This is a genomic window from Insolitispirillum peregrinum (assembly GCF_900156605.1).
GTDB classification, from domain to species: domain Bacteria; phylum Pseudomonadota; class Alphaproteobacteria; order Rhodospirillales; family Rhodospirillaceae; genus Insolitispirillum; species Insolitispirillum peregrinum.
Genome location: NZ_FTOA01000004.1, coordinates 14,218 through 38,173 on the forward strand (window position 1 = coordinate 14,218; position 23,956 = coordinate 38,173).

At 63.6% G+C, this 23,956-nt stretch carries 23 protein-coding genes; 10 read left to right on the forward strand and 13 right to left on the reverse strand.

Features of this window, described 5'->3' with window-relative positions:
- Positions 1 to 66: 66 nt before the first annotated feature.
- The 4 genes from BW995_RS11080 (at position 67) to BW995_RS11095 (ending at position 4,025) form a co-directional block, all read left to right on the forward strand.
- On the forward strand, positions 67 to 1,044 hold the full coding sequence (locus BW995_RS11080) for an alpha/beta hydrolase family protein (RefSeq protein ID WP_076400482.1): 978 nt from the start codon (positions 67 to 69) through the stop codon (positions 1,042 to 1,044).
- A 102-nt stretch (positions 1,045 to 1,146) separates the two neighbouring features.
- On the forward strand, positions 1,147 to 2,022 hold the full coding sequence (locus BW995_RS11085; RefSeq protein WP_076400483.1) for a universal stress protein: 876 nt from the start codon (positions 1,147 to 1,149) through the stop codon (positions 2,020 to 2,022).
- Between the two features lie 129 nt (positions 2,023 to 2,151).
- Positions 2,152 to 3,657 carry a B12-binding domain-containing radical SAM protein gene (locus BW995_RS11090; RefSeq protein ID WP_076400484.1) on the forward strand — a complete coding sequence of 502 codons (1,506 nt, stop codon included), beginning with the start codon at positions 2,152 to 2,154 and terminating at the stop codon, positions 3,655 to 3,657.
- Positions 3,658 to 3,797: 140 nt separating this feature from the next.
- Complete coding sequence (locus BW995_RS11095; protein WP_076400485.1) at positions 3,798 to 4,025, forward strand: hypothetical protein; 228 nt, start codon at positions 3,798 to 3,800, stop codon at positions 4,023 to 4,025.
- 2 nt (positions 4,026 to 4,027) lie between these two features.
- Here the strand turns inward: BW995_RS11095 and BW995_RS11100 are convergent, their stop codons facing one another.
- The 5 genes from BW995_RS11100 to BW995_RS11120 all read right to left on the reverse strand — a co-directional run bounded on the left by BW995_RS11100 (position 4,028) and on the right by BW995_RS11120 (position 9,117).
- Entirely contained in the window at positions 4,028 to 6,199 is a 2,172-nt protein-coding gene (locus BW995_RS11100; protein WP_076400486.1) for a malate synthase G, read from the reverse strand.
- Positions 6,200 to 6,213: 14 nt separating this feature from the next.
- Positions 6,214 to 6,942, reverse strand: coding sequence for an amino acid ABC transporter ATP-binding protein (locus BW995_RS11105; RefSeq protein WP_076400487.1), 729 nt, complete (start codon positions 6,940 to 6,942; stop codon positions 6,214 to 6,216).
- On the reverse strand, positions 6,929 to 7,579 hold the full coding sequence (locus BW995_RS11110; protein WP_076400488.1) for an amino acid ABC transporter permease: 651 nt from the start codon (positions 7,577 to 7,579) through the stop codon (positions 6,929 to 6,931). The genes BW995_RS11105 and BW995_RS11110 overlap by 14 nt, the downstream gene beginning before the upstream one ends.
- A complete protein-coding gene (locus tag BW995_RS11115) occupies positions 7,572 to 8,243 on the reverse strand; it encodes an amino acid ABC transporter permease (RefSeq protein WP_076400489.1) in 672 nt (223 codons plus the stop codon). Before BW995_RS11115 ends, BW995_RS11110 begins: the two co-directional genes overlap by 8 nt.
- Before the next feature lie 79 nt (positions 8,244 to 8,322).
- Positions 8,323 to 9,117: a transporter substrate-binding domain-containing protein gene (locus BW995_RS11120; RefSeq protein ID WP_245821417.1), complete on the reverse strand. Its 795-nt coding sequence runs from the start codon at positions 9,115 to 9,117 to the stop codon at positions 8,323 to 8,325.
- Between the two features lie 219 nt (positions 9,118 to 9,336).
- Here BW995_RS11120 and BW995_RS11125 point away from each other — a divergent pair, with 219 nt between their 5' ends.
- From BW995_RS11125 to BW995_RS11135, 3 genes are read left to right on the forward strand one after another with little or no spacing between them, the layout of a single operon-like run.
- A complete protein-coding gene (locus BW995_RS11125; protein ID WP_076400490.1) occupies positions 9,337 to 10,026 on the forward strand; it encodes a FadR/GntR family transcriptional regulator in 690 nt (229 codons plus the stop codon).
- Positions 10,027 to 10,044: 18 nt separating this feature from the next.
- Positions 10,045 to 11,049, forward strand: coding sequence for an allantoicase (gene alc, locus BW995_RS11130; RefSeq protein WP_076400491.1), 1,005 nt, complete (start codon positions 10,045 to 10,047; stop codon positions 11,047 to 11,049).
- On the forward strand, positions 11,046 to 11,537 hold the full coding sequence (locus BW995_RS11135) for an ureidoglycolate lyase (protein WP_076400492.1): 492 nt from the start codon (positions 11,046 to 11,048) through the stop codon (positions 11,535 to 11,537). The genes alc and BW995_RS11135 overlap by 4 nt, the downstream gene beginning before the upstream one ends.
- A gap of 232 nt (positions 11,538 to 11,769) precedes the next feature.
- Here BW995_RS11135 and BW995_RS11140 read toward each other — a convergent pair whose 3' ends face one another.
- The 3 genes from BW995_RS11140 to BW995_RS11150 all read right to left on the reverse strand — a co-directional run bounded on the left by BW995_RS11140 (position 11,770) and on the right by BW995_RS11150 (position 13,897).
- Complete coding sequence (locus tag BW995_RS11140) at positions 11,770 to 12,231, reverse strand: LysM peptidoglycan-binding domain-containing protein (protein ID WP_076400493.1); 462 nt, start codon at positions 12,229 to 12,231, stop codon at positions 11,770 to 11,772.
- A 140-nt stretch (positions 12,232 to 12,371) separates the two neighbouring features.
- A complete protein-coding gene (locus tag BW995_RS11145; RefSeq protein ID WP_076400494.1) occupies positions 12,372 to 12,842 on the reverse strand; it encodes an NfeD family protein in 471 nt (156 codons plus the stop codon).
- Positions 12,839 to 13,897 carry an SPFH domain-containing protein gene (locus tag BW995_RS11150; RefSeq protein WP_084194777.1) on the reverse strand — a complete coding sequence of 353 codons (1,059 nt, stop codon included), beginning with the start codon at positions 13,895 to 13,897 and terminating at the stop codon, positions 12,839 to 12,841. The genes BW995_RS11145 and BW995_RS11150 overlap by 4 nt, the downstream gene beginning before the upstream one ends.
- A gap of 177 nt (positions 13,898 to 14,074) precedes the next feature.
- Between BW995_RS11150 and BW995_RS11155 the strand changes: the two genes are divergently transcribed.
- Together BW995_RS11155 and BW995_RS11160 are read left to right on the forward strand one after the other, a co-directional pair.
- Complete coding sequence (locus tag BW995_RS11155) at positions 14,075 to 16,132, forward strand: elongation factor G (protein ID WP_076400495.1); 2,058 nt, start codon at positions 14,075 to 14,077, stop codon at positions 16,130 to 16,132.
- A gap of 161 nt (positions 16,133 to 16,293) precedes the next feature.
- Complete coding sequence (locus BW995_RS11160) at positions 16,294 to 17,745, forward strand: adenylate/guanylate cyclase domain-containing protein (RefSeq protein ID WP_076400496.1); 1,452 nt, start codon at positions 16,294 to 16,296, stop codon at positions 17,743 to 17,745.
- Between the two features lie 18 nt (positions 17,746 to 17,763).
- Here the strand turns inward: BW995_RS11160 and BW995_RS11165 are convergent, their stop codons facing one another.
- Positions 17,764 to 19,485 carry a DHA2 family efflux MFS transporter permease subunit gene (locus tag BW995_RS11165; protein WP_322099122.1) on the reverse strand — a complete coding sequence of 574 codons (1,722 nt, stop codon included), beginning with the start codon at positions 19,483 to 19,485 and terminating at the stop codon, positions 17,764 to 17,766.
- On the reverse strand, positions 19,482 to 20,519 hold the full coding sequence (locus BW995_RS11170; protein WP_076400497.1) for an HlyD family secretion protein: 1,038 nt from the start codon (positions 20,517 to 20,519) through the stop codon (positions 19,482 to 19,484). The genes BW995_RS11165 and BW995_RS11170 overlap by 4 nt, the downstream gene beginning before the upstream one ends.
- Positions 20,520 to 20,731: 212 nt before the next feature.
- On the opposite strand from BW995_RS11170, the gene BW995_RS11175 reads away from it, so the two are divergent.
- Positions 20,732 to 21,391, forward strand: coding sequence for a TetR/AcrR family transcriptional regulator (locus BW995_RS11175; RefSeq protein ID WP_084194778.1), 660 nt, complete (start codon positions 20,732 to 20,734; stop codon positions 21,389 to 21,391).
- Here the strand turns inward: BW995_RS11175 and BW995_RS11180 are convergent.
- From BW995_RS11180 to BW995_RS11190, 3 genes are all read right to left on the reverse strand, one after another.
- A complete protein-coding gene (locus BW995_RS11180) occupies positions 21,373 to 22,413 on the reverse strand; it encodes a sensor domain-containing diguanylate cyclase (RefSeq protein ID WP_175617052.1) in 1,041 nt (346 codons plus the stop codon). The two genes, BW995_RS11175 and BW995_RS11180, sit on opposite strands and share 19 nt — an antisense overlap.
- Before the next feature lie 99 nt (positions 22,414 to 22,512).
- Positions 22,513 to 23,319, reverse strand: coding sequence for a HesA/MoeB/ThiF family protein (locus BW995_RS11185; protein WP_076400500.1), 807 nt, complete (start codon positions 23,317 to 23,319; stop codon positions 22,513 to 22,515).
- A gap of 3 nt (positions 23,320 to 23,322) precedes the next feature.
- On the reverse strand, positions 23,323 to 23,952 hold the full coding sequence (locus BW995_RS11190) for a precorrin-8X methylmutase (protein WP_076400501.1): 630 nt from the start codon (positions 23,950 to 23,952) through the stop codon (positions 23,323 to 23,325).
- Between the last annotated feature and the right edge of the window lie 4 nt (positions 23,953 to 23,956).

Here is a 23,956-nt window from a genome sequence, read left to right on the forward strand (position 1 = left end):
AAAGGGGGACGATACCGCTACACTCCGGCGGTCGCGTCTCCCTTTCGTTTTTCTGCGAGTACAGCAATGGTTTTTTCTGTGGTGCGCCGCGTTGCCATTCCCTGCCTGCTGGCCGGGCTTGTGGCCGTTACATCCACCGCAACAGCCCAGCAAATCCAGTGGGGCGGTGACGCCACCACCTCGGGCCTGCAGGAACTGGCCCGCTTTGCCGCCAGCCAGTACCAGCGCATCGAGTCCGGTTCGCGGGCGGCACTGGCCAACGAACGCGGCTATGGCACCTGCGACATGCGCGCCGAAGCCCTGCAACTGGCCCTGCCCGATGCCGCCCGTCTGGCCGACCTCAACCGCGATCTGTACTTTCATTCCTTTGATGGCCAGATGTGGCAAAAGGGGGTGACCATCGACAGCGCCGAGATTCAGCCCGGCCTGCGCATCACCGTCTACCGTGATCCGGCCTCGGATGGTTATGCCGAGCTGTATCCGCCGCTGAACGGCCATGCGGCGGTGCTGATCTTTCGCGGCACCCAGATCACCTCAGCCAATGACATCATGGCCAACATCGCCCAGTTCACCGGCTCGATCCCGCCGAAATACATCTGGGCGGCGTCGCTGGCAGCACAGGCGGCCCGCGAGCTGAACGGCGCACCGCTGATCCTGTCCGGCCATTCGCTCGGCGGCGGTCTGGCGATGTATGCCGGGCTGAAAAACCGCCTGCCCGCCGTCACCTTCAACCCCGCCGGTTTGTCACGCGCCGCCTTTAACGGCCTGTCGGACAGCGACATCATTCAGGCGGGCGAGCGCACCACCACCTACATTTCCCGCAGCGGATCAAATGTTGACCCGGTGGCGGCGCTGTCGCTGGCCGGGGACAGCATCATTCTCGGCCAACGCTATGTGATCGACCTCGGCAGCCTCGCCAGCCCGTTGCAGATCCACGATGTCGGGGTGCTGGCCAACCAGCTGCAAAAGATGGAAAAAAGCGCCGCCTCACTCCCGCCGGACCAGTTGTGCGAGCTTGATCTCGGGGCCCGCCCGGTGCAGTAAGTCTGCAAAAAAGAGGGAGCCCCCCAGACGACAAAGGGGGTTTCCCCACGACTAAAAGGGGTTCATACTTCAACAAAGACAAACAGTTAGGGAACTCCAGCAATGACCGGCGTCAAAACCCTCCTGGCGGTCGTCCCCGATGTCGAAGGCGGTCTGCCGACCCTGGAAACCGCCTGCATCATTGGCCGCGACCTGGCCTGTCATGTGCGCGTTCTGCACGTTCGTCCCGACCCGTCCAGCGCCCTGCCGCTGATGGGCGAAGCGATGTCCGGCGCGATGATCGACCAGATGATGGCCACCTGTGAAAAGGAAGGCACCGCCCGAGCGGTGCGCGTGCGCGGCATCTTTGACCAGTTGATCGCCCGCTATGACATTCCGCAGACCGACGAACCGCCGGGCCCGAGCGAAATGTCTGCCGCCTATATCGAATTGATCGGGCAGGAAGACGAAGCCGCTGTCTCCTATGGCCGGATGGCCGACGTGGTGGTGATTGGCCGCCCGCAGGATGGCGACGACGAACCGGCCCTGCAGGCAACCCTGAACGCGGTGCTGATGGAAACCGGCCGTCCGGTGATCGTTGCCCCGCGCCAACAGGTCTCCAACGTCCTGTCCGCCGCCGTCATCGCCTGGAACGGCAGCATCGAGGCGGTGCGCGCCGTTGCCGGTGCCATCCCGTTGCTGCTGAAGTCGTCGCGGGTGGTGATCGCTGTCGCCGGATCGGCAGAAAACCTGCAGGTTTCGGCCAGCGAACTGCAAAGCTACCTCGCCTGGCATGGTATTGATGCCGAGCTGCGCACCCTGACTGTCAGCGGTGCGGGCGATGTCGGGCCGGCCCTGCTGCGCACCTGTGATGATGTCCAGGCGTCGCTGCTGGTGATGGGGGCCTACACCCATTCCCGCCTGCGCCAGTTGATCATCGGCGGCGTCACCCGCCATGTGCTGGACAACGCCCATCTGCCGGTGCTGCTGGCGCATTAAGCCCGTACCTGTCAATCGCCTGCACACCCCGCCGCTGTCCACCGACAGAGGCGGGGTTTGTGTTTGCACAACAGTCCGGCCTGTGGTCTTCTGCACTCGTATAAAGTGTTCTGAAAACGCGGGCCATTCATGAAACTCCTGCTCTGCATCCCCCATCAGCAGATCCAGTTCGCGGGCGTCAATGCGCGGGCGCAAATCAGCCTGCCGCTCGGTATTTTGTCGATGGCCGCCTATCTGCGGGAGCAGAACTGGCCGGGCGAGATCGACATTTACGACGCCCGCCTGAGTGCGACCATCCACGAGCAGCACACCCCCGATGGCCCGATCACCGTGTTCGGCGATGACGAACAGACGATGGCCGAGCGCATTCGCGCCGCCCAGCCGGATGTGGTCGGCATTTCCAACATGTTTTCCGCCCAGTTCAGTCGCTCGGAACGACTGGCCGAAATCGTCCGCGAGGTCTGTCCGCAGGCGATCACCGTGGTCGGCGGGCCGCATGTGTCGGTGTTCCCGGAACAGACACTGGCCCATCCGGCCTTTGATTACGTGGTGGTCGGCGAAGGTGAAGAACGTCTGTACGCCCTGCTGCAAAGCATCGAACAGGGGGAAGTGCCGGAAATCCCCGGTGTGCTGGGCCGCCCGGAAGACACCCGCCTGCTGCGCCAGCACGCCAAAGTCAAAGTGGACTTCATCAAGTCGGTCGATGACCTGCCGTTGCCCGCCTATGACATGGTGGACGTGGATCGCTATTTCGCCTTGCAGGCCGCAGGCTTTTCTCCGCGTACTCGCGAATGGGGCAAGCGGGCGGTGACGGTGATCACCAGCCGGGGCTGTCCGCACCGCTGCACCTTCTGCTCGATCCACGCCACCATGGGCTATCGCTGGCGCGCCCATTCGCCGGACTATGTGCGCCGTCATCTCGACCTGCTGCGCACCACCTATCGCGTCGATTACCTGCACTTTGAAGACGACAACCTGACCCACGACCCGGCGCGCTTTGACGAATTGCTCGACATGCTGCTGGAACAGTCGCCCCGCCTGCCGTGGGACACCCCCAACGGCGTGCGCGGCGACACCTGGACGCTGGAGCGGGTCCGCCGGGCCAGGGAGTCCGGTTGTCAGTATCTGGCCGTCGCCATCGAGTCCGCCGTCCAGCGGGTGCTGGACCATGTGGTGCGCAAACGGCTGGACCTGTCGCAGGTTGACAACCTGATGGACTACGCCAACACCGTCGGCCTGCGCCTGATGGCCTTTTACGTCGTCGGCCTGCCGGGCGAGACGCTGAAAGAGATCGAGACCACCTTTGAGTTCGCCATCAGCCGCTATCGCCGCTTTGGCGTCTGGCCGGGGATGAACCTCGCCACCGCCCTGCCCGGCACCGAACTGCACGACATCACCGTGCGCGAGCAGTTGCGCGACCCGTCGCTGCCCTATGCCGCCAACCAGATCACCACCGACGAGTTCAGCCCGCAGGACATCGCCGTGCGCTATCGCCAGTTCCAGCGGCAAAAGCTGAAAGTGTTCGTCTGGCGCAGCCTGACCCACTGGCGGGATTTCCGCGAGAACCTGAAGCTGGTGTGGTATTACCGTGGCGTGGCGATGCGTGAGCTGAAGAAAGCCCTTGCCCGGGGGTGATCCTTCCCAGCAGGGTTGCCCTCCGCCCCTCGGACCCTTACCATAAGGCGACAGACAGCAGACTGTTGCCGCAAGGCCCCGGTTACAGGTGAGATCACCTGCAAGGGGTTTGCGCTCGTTCAGAAGGAAGACAGAACCCCATGGCCGGGTCTTCGATTTCAGGCGTTGGCTCGTCACGCACCAGCCCCACATCGGTTTCCGGTGTCAGTGGCCAGACCAACCGCCCAACCTCGCAGGCGGTGGAACCAGTGCGGGAAAAAACCGGCGTCGGCCCGCGCGATCCCAACGAACGCAATTACGTTCGCTGGGAAGGCCGGGCCTTTGACCTTGATGCGCCGCGCGGGACCTATCTCAACATTCTGGTGTAAGCTCAGCCAGCCGCCGCCTTCACCCGCCGCCGCCAGGCGTGCATCAACGGCTCAGTGTAGCCATTCGGCTGGGCGCGGCCCTCGAAAATCAGGGCGCGGGCGGTCGCCACCGCCGCGTTGTCGGCAAAGGTGGGCAGCATCGGGCGATAGGCCGGGTCGTCGCTGTTCTGCTGGTCAACCACTCCGGCCATCCGCTGCAACACCTGCTCCACCTGTTCCGCCGAACAGACCCCATGATACAGCCAGTTGGCGACATGCTGGCTGGAAATGCGCAGGGTGGCACGGTCTTCCATCATGCCGATGCCGTTGATGTCCGGCACCTTGGAACAGCCGATACCCTGATCAATCCAGCGCACCACATAGCCAAGGATGCCTTGCAGATTGTTTTCCAGCTCGCGCTCGATCTGCTCGGGCGTCCAGGCCGGAGAGTCGGCCAGCGGCGGGGTCAGGATATCGTCCAGCGACGCACAGGGCCGCTCGCTCAGCGCCGCCTGCCGGGCGGGCACATCGACCTGATGGTAATGGGTGGCGTGCAGCACGGCGGCGGTCGGTGACGGCACCCAGGCGGTGGAGGCCCCGGCCTGCGGATGGCCGACCTTGGCCGCCAGCATGTCGGCCATCCGGTCAGGCATCGCCCACATCCCTTTCCCGATCTGCGCCCGTCCGGCCAGACCACAGCGCAGCCCGAGATCAACGTTCTGGTCTTCGTAGGCGGCAATCCAGCGGGTGCCCTTGATCTCGGCCTTCGGCAGCATCGGCCCGGCTTCCATCGAGGTGTGCATTTCGTCGCCGGTGCGGTCGAGGAAGCCGGTGTTGATGAACACCACCCGATCAGCGGCGGCGGCAATACAGGCGGCCAGAGTGACGGTGGTCCGCCGTTCCTCGTCCATGATCCCCATCTTCAGGGTATGGGCAGGCAAACCGAGCACCGTTTCAATGCGGCTGAACAGGGTATTGGCAAAGGCCACCTCCGCCGGGCCGTGCATCTTCGGCTTGACGATGTACACCGAGCCGGTGCGACTGTTGCGCCCGGCCGACGGGCCGCGCAGGTCGGCCAGCGCGATGGCTGCCGACACAAAGCCATCCAGCATCCCCTCGTAAATCGGGCTGCCATCGGGCAACAGCACCGCGTCACTGGTCATCAGGTGGCCAACGTTGCGCACCAGCATCAGCGACCGCCCCGGCAGGGTCAGCACACCACCGCCCACCGCCTGATACTGGCGATCGGGGTTCAGGCCGCGTTCGACGGTATGCCCGCCCTTGTCAAAGCGGGCGGTCAGGTTCCCCTGCATCAAGCCCAGCCAGTTGGCGTAACAGGCGACCTTGTCTTCGGCATCGACTGCCGCCACCGAGTCTTCAAAGTCAACGATGGTGGTCAGCGCCGCTTCCAGCAGCAGATCATTGACCCCGGCGGGGTCGGAGGCTCCAATCAGACCGGCGCGGTCGATGTGCAGTTCCACATGCAGGCCATGATGACAGAACAGCAGGCAGCCCGGTGCCCCGGCCTCGCCCTGCCAGCCACGCAGCAGGGCCGGGGTTGCCAGCCCGACCACCCGGCCATCGTTCAGGGTCGCCTGCAATGCGCCATCGGCCACCACATAGGCCACCACCGCACTGTGCGAGGCATCGGCAAGCGGCGCAATCCGGTCGAGGAACTGCCGCCCCCACGCAATCACCTGCGCCCCGCGCTGCGGGTTATAACCGCGCCCGCGCTCTGCGCCATCGCGTTCAGGGATGGCATCGGTGCCATAGAGCGCATCATACAGGCTGCCCCAGCGGGCATTGGCGGCATTCAGGGCATAGCGGGCATTGCTGACCGGCACCACCAGTTGCGGCCCGCACAGGGTACTGATTTCAGCATCAACGGCAGCGGTGCGGATGGCCTCCTGCGGCCCGTCCGGCAACAGATAGCCAATCTGGCGCAGAAAGGCCTGATAGGCCACCGCATCCCACGGCTGACCGCGCCGCTGGCGGTGCCAGTCATCCAGTTCGGCCTGCAAACGGTCGCGTTCGGCCAGCAGGGCGCGGTTGAGCGGGGTCAATTCGACCGCCACCTGTTCCAGTCCACGCCAGAAGGCCGCGGCCTCCAGCTCGACCGCCGGGAACACCTGCGTTTCCAGAAAGGCGGCCAGCACCTCGGCCACCTGCAACCCACCCATCGAACGATAGCTCATGCTGTCCTTTTTCCTCACCCGATCCCGCCGAGAAACTGGCGGAGTTCTTCTGTTTGCGGTGCCGAGAACACCTGCTCCGGCGGACCGCTTTCATGGATGCGGCCCTGATGCATGAACACCAACTGGTCACAAACCTCGCGGGCGAACCGCATTTCGTGCGTCACCATGATCAGGGTCATGCCGTCGTCCGCCAGCTTGCGTACCACGGCCAGCACCTCGGCGACCAGTTCCGGGTCAAGGGCCGAGGTGACTTCATCGCACAACAGCACCCGAGGCCGCATCGCCAGCGAACGGGCAATCGCCACCCGCTGTTGCTGGCCACCGGAAAGCTGGTCCGGGTAGTGGTCGAGGCGGTCACCCAGCCCGACCTTTTCCAGCATCTCGACGGCCAGCGCCCGCAGCTCGGCCTGCGGTGCCTTTTTGACCACCTTCGGGGCCAGCATGACGTTTTCCGCCGCCGTCAGGTGCGGGAACAGGTTGAACTGCTGGAACACCATCCCGACCTTCAGCCGCAGGGCGCGCAGATCGGTGTCACGGGCATCAATCTTTTCGCCATCGACCGAGATCACCCCGTCGTCGATGTGCTCAAGGCCGTTGATGGTGCGCAGCAGGGTGCTTTTCCCCGAGCCGCTGCGCCCGATCAGCGCCACCACCTGGCCTTCGTGAACCGACAGGTCGATGCCGCGCAGCACCGGGTTGGTGCCGAAACTCTTGTGAATGCCGATAAGGTCAACGAGCGGCATGGAACTTCCTTTCCAGGCTTTTGGCGCACAGCGACAGCGGGAAACACAGCAGGAAATAGAACAGCGCCACCAGCCCATAGACGAGGAACGGCTGGAAGGTGGCGTTGGTGATCATCGTCCCGGCCTTGGTCAGTTCGACAAAACCGATGATCGAGGTGACGGCGGTTCCCTTGACCACCTGCACCGAAAAGCCGATCGTCGGTGCCACCGCCAGCCGCAGGGCCTGCGGCAGGATCACCCAGCGCATTTGCTCAAGGTAGGTCAGCGCCAGACTGCTGGAGGCTTCCCACTGACCACGCGGCACCGCTTCGACGCAGCCGCGCCAGATTTCAGCCAGAAAGGCACTGGTGAACAGGGTCAGCGCCAGCCCGGCGGCCAGCCAGGCCGGGACATCCAGCCCCACCAGCGACAGGCCAAAGAAGGTCAGGAACAACTGCATCAACAGTGGCGTACCCTGAAAGACCTCGATGTAGCCCCGGGTCAGACGGCGCAGCCACCGCCGCGACGACAGGCGGGCCAGCAGCACCAGCAAGCCCACCGCTCCGCCACCAATAAAAGCGACCACCGACAGCAGGGCGGTCCAGCGCAGGGCCAGCAGCAGGTTCCACACGATGTCGGAAAATGCGAACTCAACCATGGCGACGCCTTTCAAACAAAGCCTGCCCCAGACGGCTCAACAGCCAGCGCAACAGGATTGACAACGCCAGATACAGCGCCGTCACCACGAAATAGACTTCAAAGGCGCGGAAGTTGCGCGACTGGATGAAGTTGGCGGCAAAGGTCAGTTCTTCGGCGGCAATCTGCGAACAGACCGACGAACCCAGCATCACGATCACCACCTGACTGGACAGCGCCGGCCAGATTTTTTTCAGCGCCGGGATCAGCACCACATGGCGGAAAATCTGCAACGGCGTCATCGCCAGGCTCATCGCCGCCTCGATCTGGCCGCGCGGGATGGATTGCACCCCGGCGCGGATGATCTCGGTCGAATAGGCCCCCAGATTGACCACCATCGCCAGTGCGGCGGCCTGAAACTCGCCCAGCTTGATCCCCAGCGCGGGCAGGCCGAAAAACAGAAAGAACAACTGCACCAGAAACGGCGTATTGCGGATGACTTCCACATAGGCCGCCACCACCGGCGCCAGAACCGGCACCGGGCGGGAGCGTGCCCACGCCCCGGCAATGCCGATGGCCACACCGGCCAGCCCGCCAACCACGGTCAGCGAAACCGTCAGCCCGGCACCTTTGGCCAGCAGGTCGCCATAGCCGGACAAACTGCTGAAATCAAACTGATAGGCCATCGACAGGGGTCCTGTACAGAGCAGTGAGCGCAAAAGTGGGAACCGGTTTTGCGCAAAATCACTGCGACAAATCAAAAGATTAGAACGAGGCAGGCAGCGGAGCCCCCAGCCATGTCTTCGAGATGGCATCCAGCGAGCCATCGGCACGGGCGGCGGTGATGATCGCATTGACCTTTTCGGTCAGCGCCGTTTCACCCTTGTTGATGCCGACATAGTTCGGCGAGTTCTTGATCAGGAACTTCAGCAGCGGCTTCTTCGGCGGATTCTTTTCCAGAATGGCGGCGGCAACGACGTTGCCGGTGGCGACCAGTTCGACCTGCCCGGACAGGAAGGCCGAGATGGTGCCGTTGTTGTCTTCATAGCGTTTGACGTCTGCGGTGGCCGGGGCGACCTTGGTCAGCTCCAGGTCTTCGATTGACCCGCGCGTCACCCCGACCACCTTGCCCGCCAGTTGCTCGGGGCCAGAGATCGAGAGGCCCTCGGGGCCGAACACGCCGTTGTAGAACGGGGCGTAGGGCAACGAGAAGTCGATCACCTTTTCACGGTCGGGGTTCTTGCCCAGGCTGGAAATCACCAGATCGACCTTGCCGGTGGTCAGGTACGGAATGCGGTTGGCGCTGGTCACCGGCACCAGTTCGGTTTTCACGCCCAGCCCTTTGGCGATCAGTTCGGCCATGTCGATGTCATAGCCGCGCGGCTTCATGTCCGGGCCGACGCTGCCGAACGGCGGGAAGTCCTGCGGCACCGCCACCTTCAGCACCCCGGCCTTGGTGATCGACTCCAAGGCATCCTGCGCATGGGCAACCACCGGCAGGCAGAGCAGCGACAGGGCAACAACAGCAGATTTCAGCGCAGAGTTCAGCATCGTCTTCATCAGGGCTCTCCTGTGGGTGAGATGGGGGCGATCCGTTCCGATCAGACCAGATCTTTAATTCAGCCTCTTTTTAAGGCATGAACACTTTTTGAGCTTATGTCAAGCGACAGATGTTGACAGATGGCGCATAAAACGCCACTTTCTACGGGAAGATGCCCATTATCCTACGAATTACCTTGCGAAATTCCCGGTCCGTCCGGTCAGACCAGTTAGGCCACCATGACCCGTCAAACGTCCTCGATCCCCGACTATGCCGCCAAACAGATCCAGACGATGATCCAGTCCGGCGAGTTTCCCCCCGGCTCGGCCCTGCCAGCCCAGCGGGAGCTGGCGGAGCGGCTGGGCGTCAGCCGGGCCAGCCTGCGCGAAGCCCTGATTGCGCTGGAAACGCTGGGCATGGTGCGGGTGCAGGCCGGAAAGGGCGTGTTCGTGCTCGATGGCCCGGAAGACCCGCGCGCCATTCCCGCCGCCGCCCTGCATGGCGGTACCGCCGGAGCGGCCTATCAGTTCCGTCTGGCCATCGAGCCGTTCGTTGCCGGGCTGGCCGCCCAGTACGCCAGCGCGCCGCAACTGGCGGCGCTGGCCGAGTCGGTCAACCAGATGCGGCAGGCGTTGACCGCTGGCGATCTGGTCGATGCCGCCCGTACCGATTTCGATTTCCATCAAAGCCTGCTGGTCGCCTCGGGCAACCCGCTGTTCGTCGAAGCCCTGCGTCCGGCTTCGGCCACCTTGCAGGAAAGCCGCATGCTGCCGTTTGCCAACCGCGCCAAGCTGTTCGAGCCGCTGCTGGAACACGAAGCGATCCTCGACCACATCCGCCGCCGGAACCCCTCTGGCGCCCATGATGCCATGCATCGCCACGTGCTGGGCGCCGCCCGCCGGGCGGGCGTCACCTTTTTGCGCCCCTGACCGAAAGGGACTGTTGCCGTGATTGTCTATGACTCCGCCCTGAATGTTGCCTCTGCCGCCATGGGGGCCGTGGCCCTGTCTGCCAGTGATGAATTCTTTGGCAGCCGCGACCGCCTGCTGTCGCACATTGACCCGGTGTTCATCCCCGGCAAGTACGACGACAACGGCAAATGGATGGATGGCTGGGAAAGCCGCCGCAAGCGTGGCCCCGGTCACGACTGGTGCATCGTCCGTCTGGCCTGCCCGGCCCGGCTCCAGCGGGCCGACATCGACACCAGCCACTTTACCGGCAATTACCCCAAGGCCGCTGGCCTCGAAGCCGCCTGCCTGAGCGGCGATCCCGACGAGGCAACGGTGTGGATGCCGCTGCTGCACCCGGTCGAGCTTACCGGTAACAGCCACAACATCCACAGCCTGCCCGATTGCGGTGTGGTGACCCATATCCGCCTGAACATCTACCCCGATGGCGGCGTTGCCCGCCTGCGCCTGTTCGGGACTCCCCGGCCGGTGCGCAACGGTGGTGATGGCGTGGTTGATCTGGCCGCCGCCCTCAATGGCGGGCGGGCGCTGGTGTGCAACGATGCCCATTTTGGTGATGCCCGCAACCTGCTGCTGCCCGGCGTCGGTGCCCGCATGGAAGACGGCTGGGAAACCGCCCGCCGCCGCGAACCGGGCAACGACTGGGCGATCATCGCGCTGGGACAGGCCGGGATCATCGAGCGGATCGAGGTCGATACCCACCAGTTCAAGGGCAATTACCCGGACTCCTGTTCGCTGCAAGCGGCCTTTGCCCCCGACCTGCCCGCCGCCGCACTGGTGCCGCAAAGCCTGTTCTGGCAGGAATTGCTGCCGTCACAAAAGCTGTCACCGCACAGCCTGCACAGCTTCAGCGACCAGATTGCCGCCCTCGGCCCAGTCAGCCATGTGCGCTTCAACGTCTTCCCCGATGGCGGGGTCAACCGCCTGCGCCTGTTTGGCCGTCCGTTGCCGCAGGTGGTGCCAGAGCAGGAACAGGGACAATGATCCGCCTGACCCCGCAGCCATTGACCGCTGCCGCCTTCGCCCCCTTTGGCGAGGTGATCGACGAACAGGCGGCTTCGGGCTTTGCGATCAATGGCGGCACCAGCCTGCGCCTGAACGACCTCGCCCGCCTTGATCCCGGCGAGGATGGGCGGGTGCTGTTCAATCTGTTTGTCTGCCGCCAGAGCATCAGCCTGCCGCACCAGCCGACAGTGATGGAATGCCATCCGCTGGGCAGTCAGGCGTTCCTGCCGCGCCATTTCGCCCGTTTTCTGGTGCTGGTGGCCCCCCCAGCGCCGCAGCCGGACCTATCACAGCTACACTGCTTCCTCAGCGATGGCCGTCAGGGGGTCAATTATGCCCGTGGCGTCTGGCATCTGCCGCTGAGCAGTCTGGATCTGGAGACCTTTGTGGTGGTCGATCGCGGCGGCAGTGGCAACAATTGCCACGAGGTCAGCGTTGCCGGACAGATCGAGGTTCTGGAGCAGTGAGGGGAAAACCAAAAAATCATGGAGCGCTGCTCCAAACCTCGCTGGGGCCAGTCGGCCCCAGACCCCATTGATTTGATATTCAAAGAAAAAATGGGGGTTCGGGGCCGGAGGCACAAGTGAACGTTCGGGGCCGGAGGCCCCGGGCGGTCCAGGCAGCAGCCTGCACCTTACTTCCCAACTGTTGTGTACTATGGCGTCAGGTTTACCGCACGCTGGTCTGGAACCGTAAGCCCTACTTGCCGGATTTGGCTGCCGTGGCCGGGGCAGATTTGGGAATCCAGATGGTCTGGCGGTCGGTCAGGGTCATCTGGTCGCTTTTGATCCACGGGTTCAGCGCCCGGATCACCTCGACCGACACCCCTTCACGGGCGGCAAAGCTCTTCAGGGTGTCCCCCGGTCGGGCCATGCCGCGCAGCACCGGAAAGTCCACCGCGCCGCCGACTTCGACCGCCGCATAGGTGCTGTCCAGTTGGCGGCGGCTGTTGCCCAGTTCGACCTGCAACTGCTCGATCTGTTTGGCCAGCCCCTGGCCTTCTTCGTCCAGACGCTGGGCATCCCGCTGGGCGGCGATCTGCTGGGCGGTCAGGGTTTCAATCAGCGACTGACGGCTGTAGACACCAATCACCGCCCCGGTTGCCACCATTGCCGCCGACGCAATCGCCATGATTGCCACCGTTCGCAGGCCAAACGTCATCACTCTACACCTTGCTTCTGTCAGAATCGCAGCTCGCCCCACGGGTGGGCAGAGTCTGCTCGGGCAAGGCATACAATAGATAAAAAGGATGAACCAGCCTTGAACGCCAGTCGGGGCAAGAATTTAATCTGACAGCTCCCTCAACCGTGTGGGCGCACCAGCAGGGTGTTGCCGTCCACACCGTCGATCACCACCGTTGCCCCGGCAGGCAGGTCGCCGCCGTCAACACAGCGGGCCGACCATTCGCCATCGCCCACCTGCACCCGCCCCTGACCATGGAGCAAGGGCGTCACCAGCACCACCGTCAGACCAATCACCGCATCACTGCGGCGGTTAAGACCATTGGCGGCAGCAGCGGCGGCATCCTGCCGTCGCGCCACCAGCGGACGCCCGACCAGCAGAGCCAGCACCGACACCACCGAGAACACGGTGATCTGCAGGCTCAGGCCGCCGGGCAGCACTGCGGCGACTCCGGCGGTCAACAAAGCCCCGATGGCAAACCACAGCAGGAAAAAGCCCGAAACGGCGGCTTCCAGTGCCAGCAGGGCGACGCCCAGCGCCAGCCAGCCCCATGGGCCAAAGCCCGTTGACCACAGGCCGTCCCAGCTCATGAAGACGGTCCTTGCGTCCACGGGTTAGCCGCAGAAGAGCCGCTCTCAGTCGGGTGGCTCACCGGTACCGACCCAGCAGCGTGGCCCTTGCGTCCTTCCTTCACCGGAGCCCCCCCCAGTGCGTCGCGGGCCAGTTCGGCAATGCCGCCCAGCGCCCCGATCACCCCCGATGCCTCCAGCGGCATCAGCACCAGTTTCTGGTTCGGCGCACTGGCAATTTTCCCCAGCGCATCGACATAACGCTGGGCAACGAAATAGTTGATTGCCGCCACGTCGCCATCGGCAATCGCCTCGGACACCAGCCGGGTGGCGGTGGCTTCGGCGGCAGCTTCGCGTTCGCGCGCCTCGGCATCGCGGAACGCCGCCTCGCGGCGGGCTTCGGCGTTCAGAATCACCGCTGCCTTGCGGCCTTCGGCTTCGAGAATCGCCGACTGCTTTTCCCCTTCGGCCCGCAGGATGGAAGCCTGCCGCAACCCTTCGGCTTCCAGAATGTTGGCGCGCTTGTCGCGCTCGGCCTTCATCTGGCGGGCCATCGAGTCGACCAGATCGCGCGGCGGGGTGATGTCGCGGATCTCAACGCGCGTGACCTTGATCCCCCACGGGCTGGTGGCGTGATCAACCACCCCCAGCAGCTTGGCGCTGATCACGTCGCGCTGGCTGAGCAGCTCGTCGAGGTCCATCGACCCCATCACCGTGCGCAGGTTGGTCATGATCAGGTTCAGGATTGCCAGCGTCAGGTTATCAACCTCGTAGGCCGCCCGCGAGGCATCCAGCACCTGAAAGAACACCACCCCGTCCACCTGCACCATCGCATTGTCGCGGGTGATCACTTCCTGTTCCGGCACATCGAGAACCTGTTCGCGCATGTTGATACGCGCCCCGACCATGTGGACAAACGGCACAATCAGGTGCAGCCCCGGCTTGAGGGTGCGGGTGTAACGGCCAAAGGTCTCGACGGTGTACTCCATCCCCTGCGGCACGATCTTGGCCCCCATGTACACCAGGGCAACCGCCAGACCCAGAACCGCAATGGCAAAAATACTCACGATGTCCATTCGACCACTCCCACGGGGTAATTCTGCTTGCTTTCAGTTTAGCCGTGTTTGTTTTCACGCCATACCCCTATTTCCCCGCGCAGCCATATCCCGTTTGTCCAAGTGGGTTTTCCTTGCCAAGCGACCGGAACAGGAGAACCATGGACAATGACAGACAACCGGAAAAAGGGGTAAGTCATGGGCGGAAACATTGCTACGTCCAGGGCCGTTGCTCTGGTTGGCCCGTACACCACGGGCAAAACCACCTTGCTTGAATCGTTGCTGTTTACGGCGGGGACGCTGCACCGCCGGGGTGCGGTTGCCGACCAGTCTTCACTGGGCGATGGCAGCCCGGAAGCCCGCTCCCGCCTGATGGGAGTCGAGGTCAACATTGCCAGTACCACCTTTCTCGACGAAGCCTGGACCATCCTCGACTGTCCCGGCTCGGTCGAATTCCAGCAGGACACCCGCGACGCGCTGATGGTCGCCGATGTGGCGGTGGTGGTGGTCGATCCCGAACCGGAGCGGGCGGTGATGGCCGCACCGCTGCTGAAATTCCTCAACACCCACGCCATCCCGCACATGATCTTCATCAACAAGGTCGATCGGGACGGCACCGGCATTTCCATCCGCGCCTGCCTCGAAGCCCTGCAGCTTTATTCTGACCGGCCACTGATCCTGCGCGAAGTCCCGATCCGGGACAGCGGCCAGATCACCGGCTATGTCGATCTGGTGTCCGAGCGGGCCTATCACTACAAGGCCGGGCAGGCGTCGGACCTGATCGAGATTCCGCCCCCCCTGATCGAACGCGAAAGCGAAGCCCGGCAGGGCCTGCTGGAGCATCTGGCCGACTATGACGACCAGTTGCTGGAAGACCTGCTGAACGATCTGTCCCCGCCGAAGGATGCCGTCTATCAGGACCTGAAACGCGATCTGGCCGCCGACCTGCTGGTGCCGGTGTTCTTTGGCGCGGCGGAAAAGGACGAAGGCGTGCGCCGCCTGTGGAAAGCCCTGCGCCACGAGGCCCCCACCCACGACATCACCGCTGCCCGTCTGGGCATCGCCGACAGCGGCGTGCGGGCCAGTGTGTTCAAAAGCTGGCATGGCCGCCACACCGGCAAGCTGAGCCTGCTGCGCCTGTGGTCCGGCGAACTGAAGGACGGCACCAGCCTGAAGGCCTCGAATGGCGAGAGTGGCAAGGTGTCGGGCCTGTATGCCATTCAGGGGCAGGAGGTCAGCAAGATCACCAGCCTGCCCGCCGGCGGCATCGGCGCTGCCGGACGACTGGAAGACATTCCCACCGGCACCCTGATCGGCACCCCGGTCGGTTTTGCTGCCAGCAACGCCCCGGACTGGCCGACGCCGCTGCCACCGCTGTTTGCCCTCGCCCTGCGTCCCACCCGGCAGGGCGATGATGTCAAGCTGACCACCGCCCTCGCCCGCCTGTGCGAAGAAGACCCGTCGCTCAGTGTCGAGCACAACGCTGACACCAGCGAACTGCGCCTGTGGGGTCAGGGTGACATTCACCTGCAAGTCTCCCTCGCCCGCCTCGAACGGTTGTTTCATATCGACGTGCAGGCGGAACAGCCGCTGGTCGCCTATAAGGAAACCATCCGCAAGGGCACCGTGGTTCAGGGCCGTTTCAAACGCCAGAGCGGCGGCCACGGCCAGTTTGGCGATGTCCACCTGACCATTGCCCCCCTGCCGCGCGGATCGGGCGTGCGTTTTGAAGACCAGATCACCGGCGGCGTCATTCCCCGCCAGTACATTCCCGCCGTCGAGGCCGGGGTGTACGAGTGGGCCCAACGCGGACCACTGGGCTTTCCGGTGGTTGATTTCGCGGTGGCACTGACCGATGGCTCGTATCATGTGGTTGACAGCTCGGAAGCGGCCTTCAAGTCCGCCGCCGGAGTGGCCCTGCGCGACGGGGTGGCACAATGCGATCCGGTTCTGCTGGAGCCGATCCTGTGGGTCGAAGCCTGTGTTCCCGCCGATGCCACCAGCAAGGCCCAGCGGGCGCTGAGCGGGCGGCGCGGGCAGATTCTCGGCTTCCTGCCCCGCGATGGCTGGCACGGCTGGGACTGCGTGCAGGCCCATGTTCCTCAGGCCGAAATGCACGACCTGATCACTGAACTGCGGTCGCTCACCATGGGGGTTGGCACCTTCTCGTGGCGCTTTGACCACCTGCGTGAAGTCACCGGCAAGACCGCCGACAAAGTGGTCGAGCTGCGGGCCAAGGCTCTGGCTCCGGCCTGAGCCTGCCCGGCATCCCCTGACGCTTCGGCCCCCCTGTCCTGTCACGGATCGGGGGGCCGTTTCGTTTTCGCTTTACCATCTCACGCAAACGTCACCTGCCCGCCGGGATAAACCTGATAGGCTGCATACACGGACATACCGCCAAATACCAAGGACCGATCATGGCCTCTCCCCTGCATCCCGTCATCCGCCGCCTGCATGTCGTGCCGCTGGTCGCGCTGGTGTTCCTGTACCTGTATGACCGGTTGGTCTGTCCGTTCATGGACCAGACCGCCCCGCTGCGCCTGCTGATCGGACTGGGCTACGTGGCGGTCTTTCACATCCTGCTGCGCGAAGCCCTGCTGCGCTGGCTGCCGCACTCGCCCACCCGCAGTCTCAGCCGTCATGGGTACCGCATCGCGGTGGCAAGCTGGCTGGGGGCCGGTCTGTTTGGCGTGGCACTGCACCTGCTGCGCTACCCCGATTTCCACATCTCCAGCCCGCTGAAGCTGTTGCTCGGCTATTGGGTGCTGGGGGCGGGGATTCTGGCGCAACTGGAATATTCGCTGATCGAACGCAGCCTGCGGCACAGTGATTGCCTGCTGGAGCAGGCGCAGGCAATGCGCGACCGGCTGGGGCGGCGCTTGCTGGAAAGCTTTGCCGCCTTTACCGTTGCTCCGGCGCTGGCGCTGATCCTGCTGACCCTGCGCTTTGAGCAGGAAGGCTATATCATCCCCGGTGTGGCCGGTGAGCTGGCCTTCATCATCCTGACCTTCACCGGCGGGGCGATCTATGTCGCCTGGCACTATGGCCACCTGCTGCATGCCGACGCCGAAACCATCGTCAACAGTCTGGAGAAAATCACCGTCGGCAGCCTCGATGTGTCCCCGGCGGTGCCGCGCCCGGATGAAATGGGCCGGATTGCTCTGGGCATCCGAGAGATGGCCGCCGGGCTGCGCCAGCGCGAGCAGATGCGCGACCTGTTCGGGCGGATGGTCAGCCCCGACGTGGCCCGCACCCTGCTGGAAGAATGGGAAAACAGCCAGCAGGATCGCGTTCTGCAAGGGCAACAGCGGGATGTGACCGTGCTGATGGCCGACTTGCGCGGCTTTACCCCGCTGTCGGAAACGCTGGCTCCGGCGGAGTTGACCACGCTGCTGAATGACTGGCTCAGCCGGGCGGTGCGGGTGATCGAACAGCACGGCGGACTGGTGGACAAATTCATCGGTGATGCGGTGATGGTGGTGTTTGGCCTCTATGACCGCCCAAATGCCGACACGGCGGGATCACCCGCCGAACAGGCCATTCGCTGCGGGCAGGCGTTGCTGGATGAAATGACCCGTTTCAATCAGGACCACCCGATGTTGGCCGCGCCGCTGGCGCTGGGGGTTGGCATCCACAGCGGCCCGGTGGTCGCCGGAACCATCGGCAGCGCCCAGCGGATGGAATTCACCGTCATCGGGTCCACCGTCAACACCGCCGCCCGACTGGAGTCCGCCGCCCGCACGCCCCTGCCGGCCCTGCTGTGCAGCGCCGAAACGGTCGCTGCTGCCGGGACCGGGATTGCCTGCCGCGAAGTCGGCACCATCGCCCTGAAAGGGATCAGCACCCCGTTGCCGGTGTTCACCGCCTGAAGGAACCGGCGGGCGAGCTTAATGCGCGTCCCCGCCACCACCGCCCGGATTGACCTTGCGCATCAGCGGCATGAACAGGAAGCCGAACAAAAAGACGCTGGCCATCATCACCAGCACATCGGAAAAGGCCAGCACCGTCGCCTGTTGATAGACCATCGCCCCCAGCTTTGACAGCGCCGCCTTTTCGGCCAGCGGCCCCATCGCCGGAGTCAGCGCCGCTGTCAGGCCCTGAATCTCGTTCAGCACCCCCAGCCGGGCCAGCGTCACCGATTCCTTCAGGTACAGCAGGTGACGGTTCAGCTCGTCGGACAGCTGGGTATTGATCACCGCCAGACCGATGGCTCCGCCCAGATTGCGCATCAGGTTGTACAGCCCTGATCCGCCTTTCAGCATTTCCGGCGGCAGGGTTCCCAGCGCCAGCGCATTGACCGGGATGAACAGGAACATCAGCGAAATGCCGCGAATGGCCTGAGGCAGGAAAAAGTCCCACCAGCCCCAGTCGGCGGTCAGCGACGAGTTCAGGTACAGCCCCAGAGCAAAGCAGACCAGCCCGACCGCCAGCATCAGCCGCAGGTCCATCTTTTTCGACAGTGCCCCGGCCAGCGGCGCCGAGCAGAACTGAAACACCCCGGTGACCATGATCAGCTCGCCGATCTGCAGCGAGTTATAACCCTTCACCTGCCCCAGAAACTGCGGGATGACATAGACCGACCCATACAGCCCGATCCCGATGATGAAGCTGTACACACAGCCCAGCGTAAAGTTGCGGTTGCCAAAGGCGCGCAGATTGATGATCGGGGCAGCGGTGGTCAGTTCGTGCCACAGGAACAACACCCCGGACACCGAACACAAGGCAAACAGGGCGCTGATGGTGCGGTCATCGAACCAGTCATCACGCGGGCCTTCTTCCAGCACGTATTCCATGCTGCCCAGAAACAGCGCCACCAGAATGACGCCTTTCAGGTCAAAGCCCTTCAGCAAGGCAAAGTTTGGCCGGTCAACGTTGACCGCCAGAAAGACCGTCGCCGCCACCAGCGCCCCCGGCAGCACGTTGATCAGGAACAGCCAGTGCCACGACAGGCTGGCAGTCAGATAGCCGCCCAGCGTCGGCCCCAGCGTCGGGGCCATGGTCGCCACCAGACCGATCACCACTGTCACCCCGGCCTGTTTCGAGCGCGGGAACATGGAATACGAGGTGGCAAAGACGGTGGGAATCATCGCCCCGCCCAGAAACCCCTGCAACGCACGGAACACGATCATGCTTTCCAGATTCCACGCAAAGGCACAGGCCGCCGAGGCGATGGTAAAGGTGGTGGCGGAAATGAAGAACAGGATGCGGGTGGACAAAAGGTGCGACAGCCAGCCCGAAATCGGGATCATGATCACTTCGGCAATCAGATAGCTGGTCTGCACCCATGAAATTTCATCGTGCGAGGCCGACAGGCCGGCCTGCAATTCTCCCAGCGAACTGGAGACGATCTGAATGTCGAGGATCGCCATGAACATGCCGATGATCATCGCCAGAAAGCCGATCTTGTCGAGCATGTCATAGGACCGCCCCTCGCTGAGAGCGGGGCGACCTGGATTGAAGAACGACACCGGCTGTTCGCCATCGTCCGGCAATTCGTCGGCAACCTCGGACTCATGGGCGGGCACGACGATTTCGTCCGGGGCATACTCTGCCATGGCGGGGAGCGGCTCGGCAGGAGAAGACTCCCCGTCCTCACGCCGCGAGGTCATTCCTTATCCCCCTGCGAGGCGGTATCGACATCGACAACCACCGACAATCCGGGCCGCAGACGTCCGGCCAGCGGCGAGTCATCGGGAATGTTGATCCGCACCGGCACCCGCTGCACGATCTTGGTGAAGTTGCCGGTGGCATTTTCCGGCGGCAACAGGCTGAACTGCGCCCCTGACGCTGGTGACAGGCTGGATACGCTGACGGCCAGCGGCTGGTCGGGGAAGGCATCGACCACCAGCCGCACCGGCTGCCCGACATGCATGCGGGTGATCTGGGTTTCCTTGTAATTGGCCTCGACCCACAGCCCTTGCAGCGGCACCACCACCATCATCTGGCTGCCCGGTGCGACATATTCCCCCAGACGCACGGCGCTGTTGCCAATCACGCCGTCGCGGGGGGCGGTGATCACCGTGTGCTCAAGGTCCAGTTGGGCCAGATCACGGGCCGCCCGCGCCTGCGCCAGCGAGGCTTCGCTGGCGGTGCGGTTGGCCTGCAGAACCGCCACCTGACTTTCAGCCGACTGCACCCTGGCTTCGGCCTGCTTCATCCCGGCGTCGGCCTTGTCCGAGTCCGCCCGTGCGGTATCAAGGCTCTGGCGCGAGGCAAAATCGTTGTGTACCAACGAAGAGGTGCGGCCCAGCTCGCGCCCGGCCCGTGCCCGTTCGGCCTTCCAGGTATCAATTCCGGCCCGCGCTTCGGTGATGCTGGCCCGTTGCGCTTCGACCTGTCGGTCAATCACCTGCAAGGCCGCCTCGGCAGCCTGCACAGCGGCATTCGCTTGCTCCAGACGGGCGCGATAATCGCGGTCATCCAGCCGGACCAGCACCTCCCCGGCCTTGACCACCACGTTGTTGCTGACCAGCACCTCGCTGACATAGCCGGAAATTTTTGGCGCAATCGCAGTCAGATCACCATGGACATAGGCGTTGTCGGTGCTTTGTTCAAAGCGATGATCGTACCAGTGCATGCCACCCGCAACGGCACCAGCAGCGACAACGGCGAGGATCGCACCACGGAGAATCTTCTTTTTCATAATCCTTGCCTTATGTATCGCTTTGGACGTAGGCTACGCTAAACTGAACCGTTCAGTTCAGAAATGAACTATGCTCATTAGCACCGACCGTCAAGCGCAAAACCAGACTCACAAGTTTAATTTTTTGTACTGTACAGCGACGGTCCCGGCGTGCGACTGACCTTCCCGAGAAAGTTTATCCTCTCTGTGGGCTACTTTATGGTTACGGACTTATGATGGACCCTGTCGAGACTTCTGCCTGCCCTGCACCGCGCCGCTCGAAAAAGCGCGAGGCCATTCTGGCCAGTGCCCGCACCCTGTTCTGTCAGGAAGGCTTTGTCAGCACCAGCATGGACGCCATCGCCGCCCACGCCCAGGTTTCCAAGGCCACCGTCTATGCGCACTTTTCTTCCAAACAGCATCTGTTCTGCGAAGTCGTGTCGCATGTCACCGACGCCTACATCAAACTGTCCGAGGATTTGCTGGATGCCCCCCTGCGCGAAGGCCTGACCACCATCGCCCTGCGCTTTCTGGAAATGGTCACCAAGCCAGAGTCGGTCACCATTTACCGCACCCTGATCAATCAGGGGCAGGATTTTCCCGAAATGGTCGAAGCCTTCCGCGATGCCGGCCCGCGGCGGATCATCCCGGCCATCGCCCATTATTTCCGCGTGCAGAGCGAGCGGGGGCGGCTGAAAATTGCCGACCCGCTGCTGATGGCCACCATCTTTCTGCATACGGTCAAGGGCGAAGGACAGGGACGGGCTCTGGGAACCTGCATCAGCAACTATCCCGACCGGGTGATCATCGACGAACTGGTGACGATGATCCTCACCACCTACGCCCCCGACCGGCCACAGGCCGACCCGGCGCGTCAGGCCATCTCCACCTGACGGCGGGCCTGTTTGTCGCGGTACATCGCCGCATCGGCCTGCACCAACGCCTGTTCCGCCGAACAGGATGCGGGATCGACACACAGAATCCCGAAACTACCACCCGGATAGTGGAACGCCGCATGGCGCAGGGCATAGTCGCCCTGAATCAGCGGAGCCAGGCGGGCGCGGGTGGCGGCGGTGATGGCCTCATGCGTCTGCTCGACGCCATCCACCAGCCCCACCACCACAAACTCATCACCGCCCAGTCGTCCGGCCACATCGCCCTGCCGAACACCCTGCCGCAACCGCTGGGCAATGGCCTGCAGGAACTCATCGCCCGCATCATGACCATAGGTGTCGTTGATCTTTTTAAAGCCGTCGAGGTCGATGAACGCCACCATCACCCGCTGGCCATGGCGTTGCCCCTGCGCAAACAAGCGGTCCAGCTCGGCCAGAATGAAGCGCCGGTTGGGCAGGCCGGTCAAGGCATCGGTGAAGGAATAATTTTCCAGCGTGGCATTGGCCATCTGCAACTGTTCGACCAGTCGTTCCCGCTGTAAATGCTGGGCAATCAGGCCGGCAAACAGTGTCAGCACCTGCAATCCCTGTTCGGAAACCGGCTGCTGACGGGTGCTGGCGCCACACAGGGTGCCAAACACTTCGCCACCGTCCAGCATCACCGGGGCGCTGAGATAGGTTCGAATCCCCAACAGCCGGGCGGCATCGGATTCTCCCCAACAGACGTTGACCTCATCGGTGTAGAAGCGCTTTTCCTGCAAGGCCCGCTGACACAGGGTATCTTCCCACGGGAAAATACCGCCTTCCGGGATTTCCATCTGCTGGCTGTTGCGGGCATAGAGGATTTCCTGCACCCCTCCCGCCACATCGACGTGGGTGAGATAGGTACTTTCCAGACCGGTCACCAGCTCAAGCAACTCCAGCAGCGGCCGGGTCAGTTGCTCGACCGTGCGGGCCGTCAGCACAACGCTGGACATCTGGGCCAGCATGCCATTGGGAAGCGGTCTCTCGGAACTCTGCATGGTCGGCTTTCTGCTCTGTCAGGTGTACGCCCGACGGTCATAGTACCGCACGACATCTGTGCAGAACATGTCCGATAGCGCCTTAATGACAGAAAAACGTTATCGTCCACACACCTCCGGCTGAATATCCTCACCCAAAGTCGTAATCGTCGGGTGATCTCCGCACAGCGGGCAGCCGGGATCACGCCGCGCCTTGATGGTGCGGAAGCTGGCCTCCAGCGCGTCATAAATCATCAGTCTTCCGACCATGCTGGTGCCGATTCCCAGCAGCTCCTTCACCACTTCGGTGGCCTGTAAGGTGCCCATCGTGCCTGCCACCGCCCCCAACACCCCGGCCTGGGCGCAGGTGGGAATCTGGCCGTCCGGCGGCGGGCCGTGGAAGATGCAGCGATAGCACGGGCCTCCGGCATGGGGCTTGTAGGTCGCCAACTGGCCGTCAAAGCGCAGAATGGCGGCGCTGACCAGAGTCTTTCTGGCAAAATAGCAGGCGTCGTTGATCAGGAAGCGGCTGCCAAAGCTGTCGGTTCCATCGGCCACCACATCGTACTGGCCGATGATCTCCAGTGCATTGGCAGCAGTCAGCCGTTGCCGGTAGGGGATCACCTGCACGTCGGGGTTCAGCGCCGTCAGACTGACCAGCGCACTGTCCACCTTCGGATGCCCGATGCGGTCGGTGGTATGGGCGATCTGCCGTTGCAGGTTGGACAGGTCCACCGTGTCATCATCAACGATCCCGATGGTGCCCACCCCGGCAGCGGCCAGATACAGGGCCAGCGGCGAGCCCAGCCCCCCCGCCCCGATGATCAGCACCCGCGCCTTCAGCAGTTTTTCCTGCCCGGTGCCCCCCACCTCGGGCAGCAGGATGTGGCGGGCATAGCGATGAATCTGGTCGTCGCGAAAGTCCATCGGTTACGCTTCCTGTTCCTGTGCCAGCGCATTGACCACCGCAGCGGCCATGGCACTGCCGCCACGCCGTCCGTGCAGGGCTATAAAGGGCACGCCACGGCTGTTGGCAATCAGCTCGTCCTTGGATTCCACCGCCCCGACATAGCCAACCGGAAAGCCGATGATCAGCGCCGGACGCGGTCCCCCCTGATCAATCAGGCTCAACAGGTGAAACAGGCAGGTCGGGGCATTACCGATCACCACCACCGCGCCGTCCAGATGGGGCCGCCACAGTTCAACCGCCGCCGCCGAGCGGGTGGTATCCAGTCGGGCCGCCAACGGGCGGACCTGCGGATCATTCAGGGTACACAGCACCGGATTGGCCGCAGGCAGGCGGGCGCGGGTGATGCCGTGGCTGACCATCTCGCAATCACACAGCAGGGCCGCCCCCGCCGCCAGCGCTGCCCGCCCGGCGTTGCCCGCCGCCGGGGAAAAGCGCAGATCGTCAATCACGTCGGGCATGCCACAGGCATGGGCCACCCGCACCGCCACCTTTTCCAGATCGGCAGGAATGCGCGCCAGATCGGCCTCGGCACGAATAATGGCGAACGACTGGCGGTAAATATCGGCAGGGTCTCGGCTATAGGACTGCATCGGG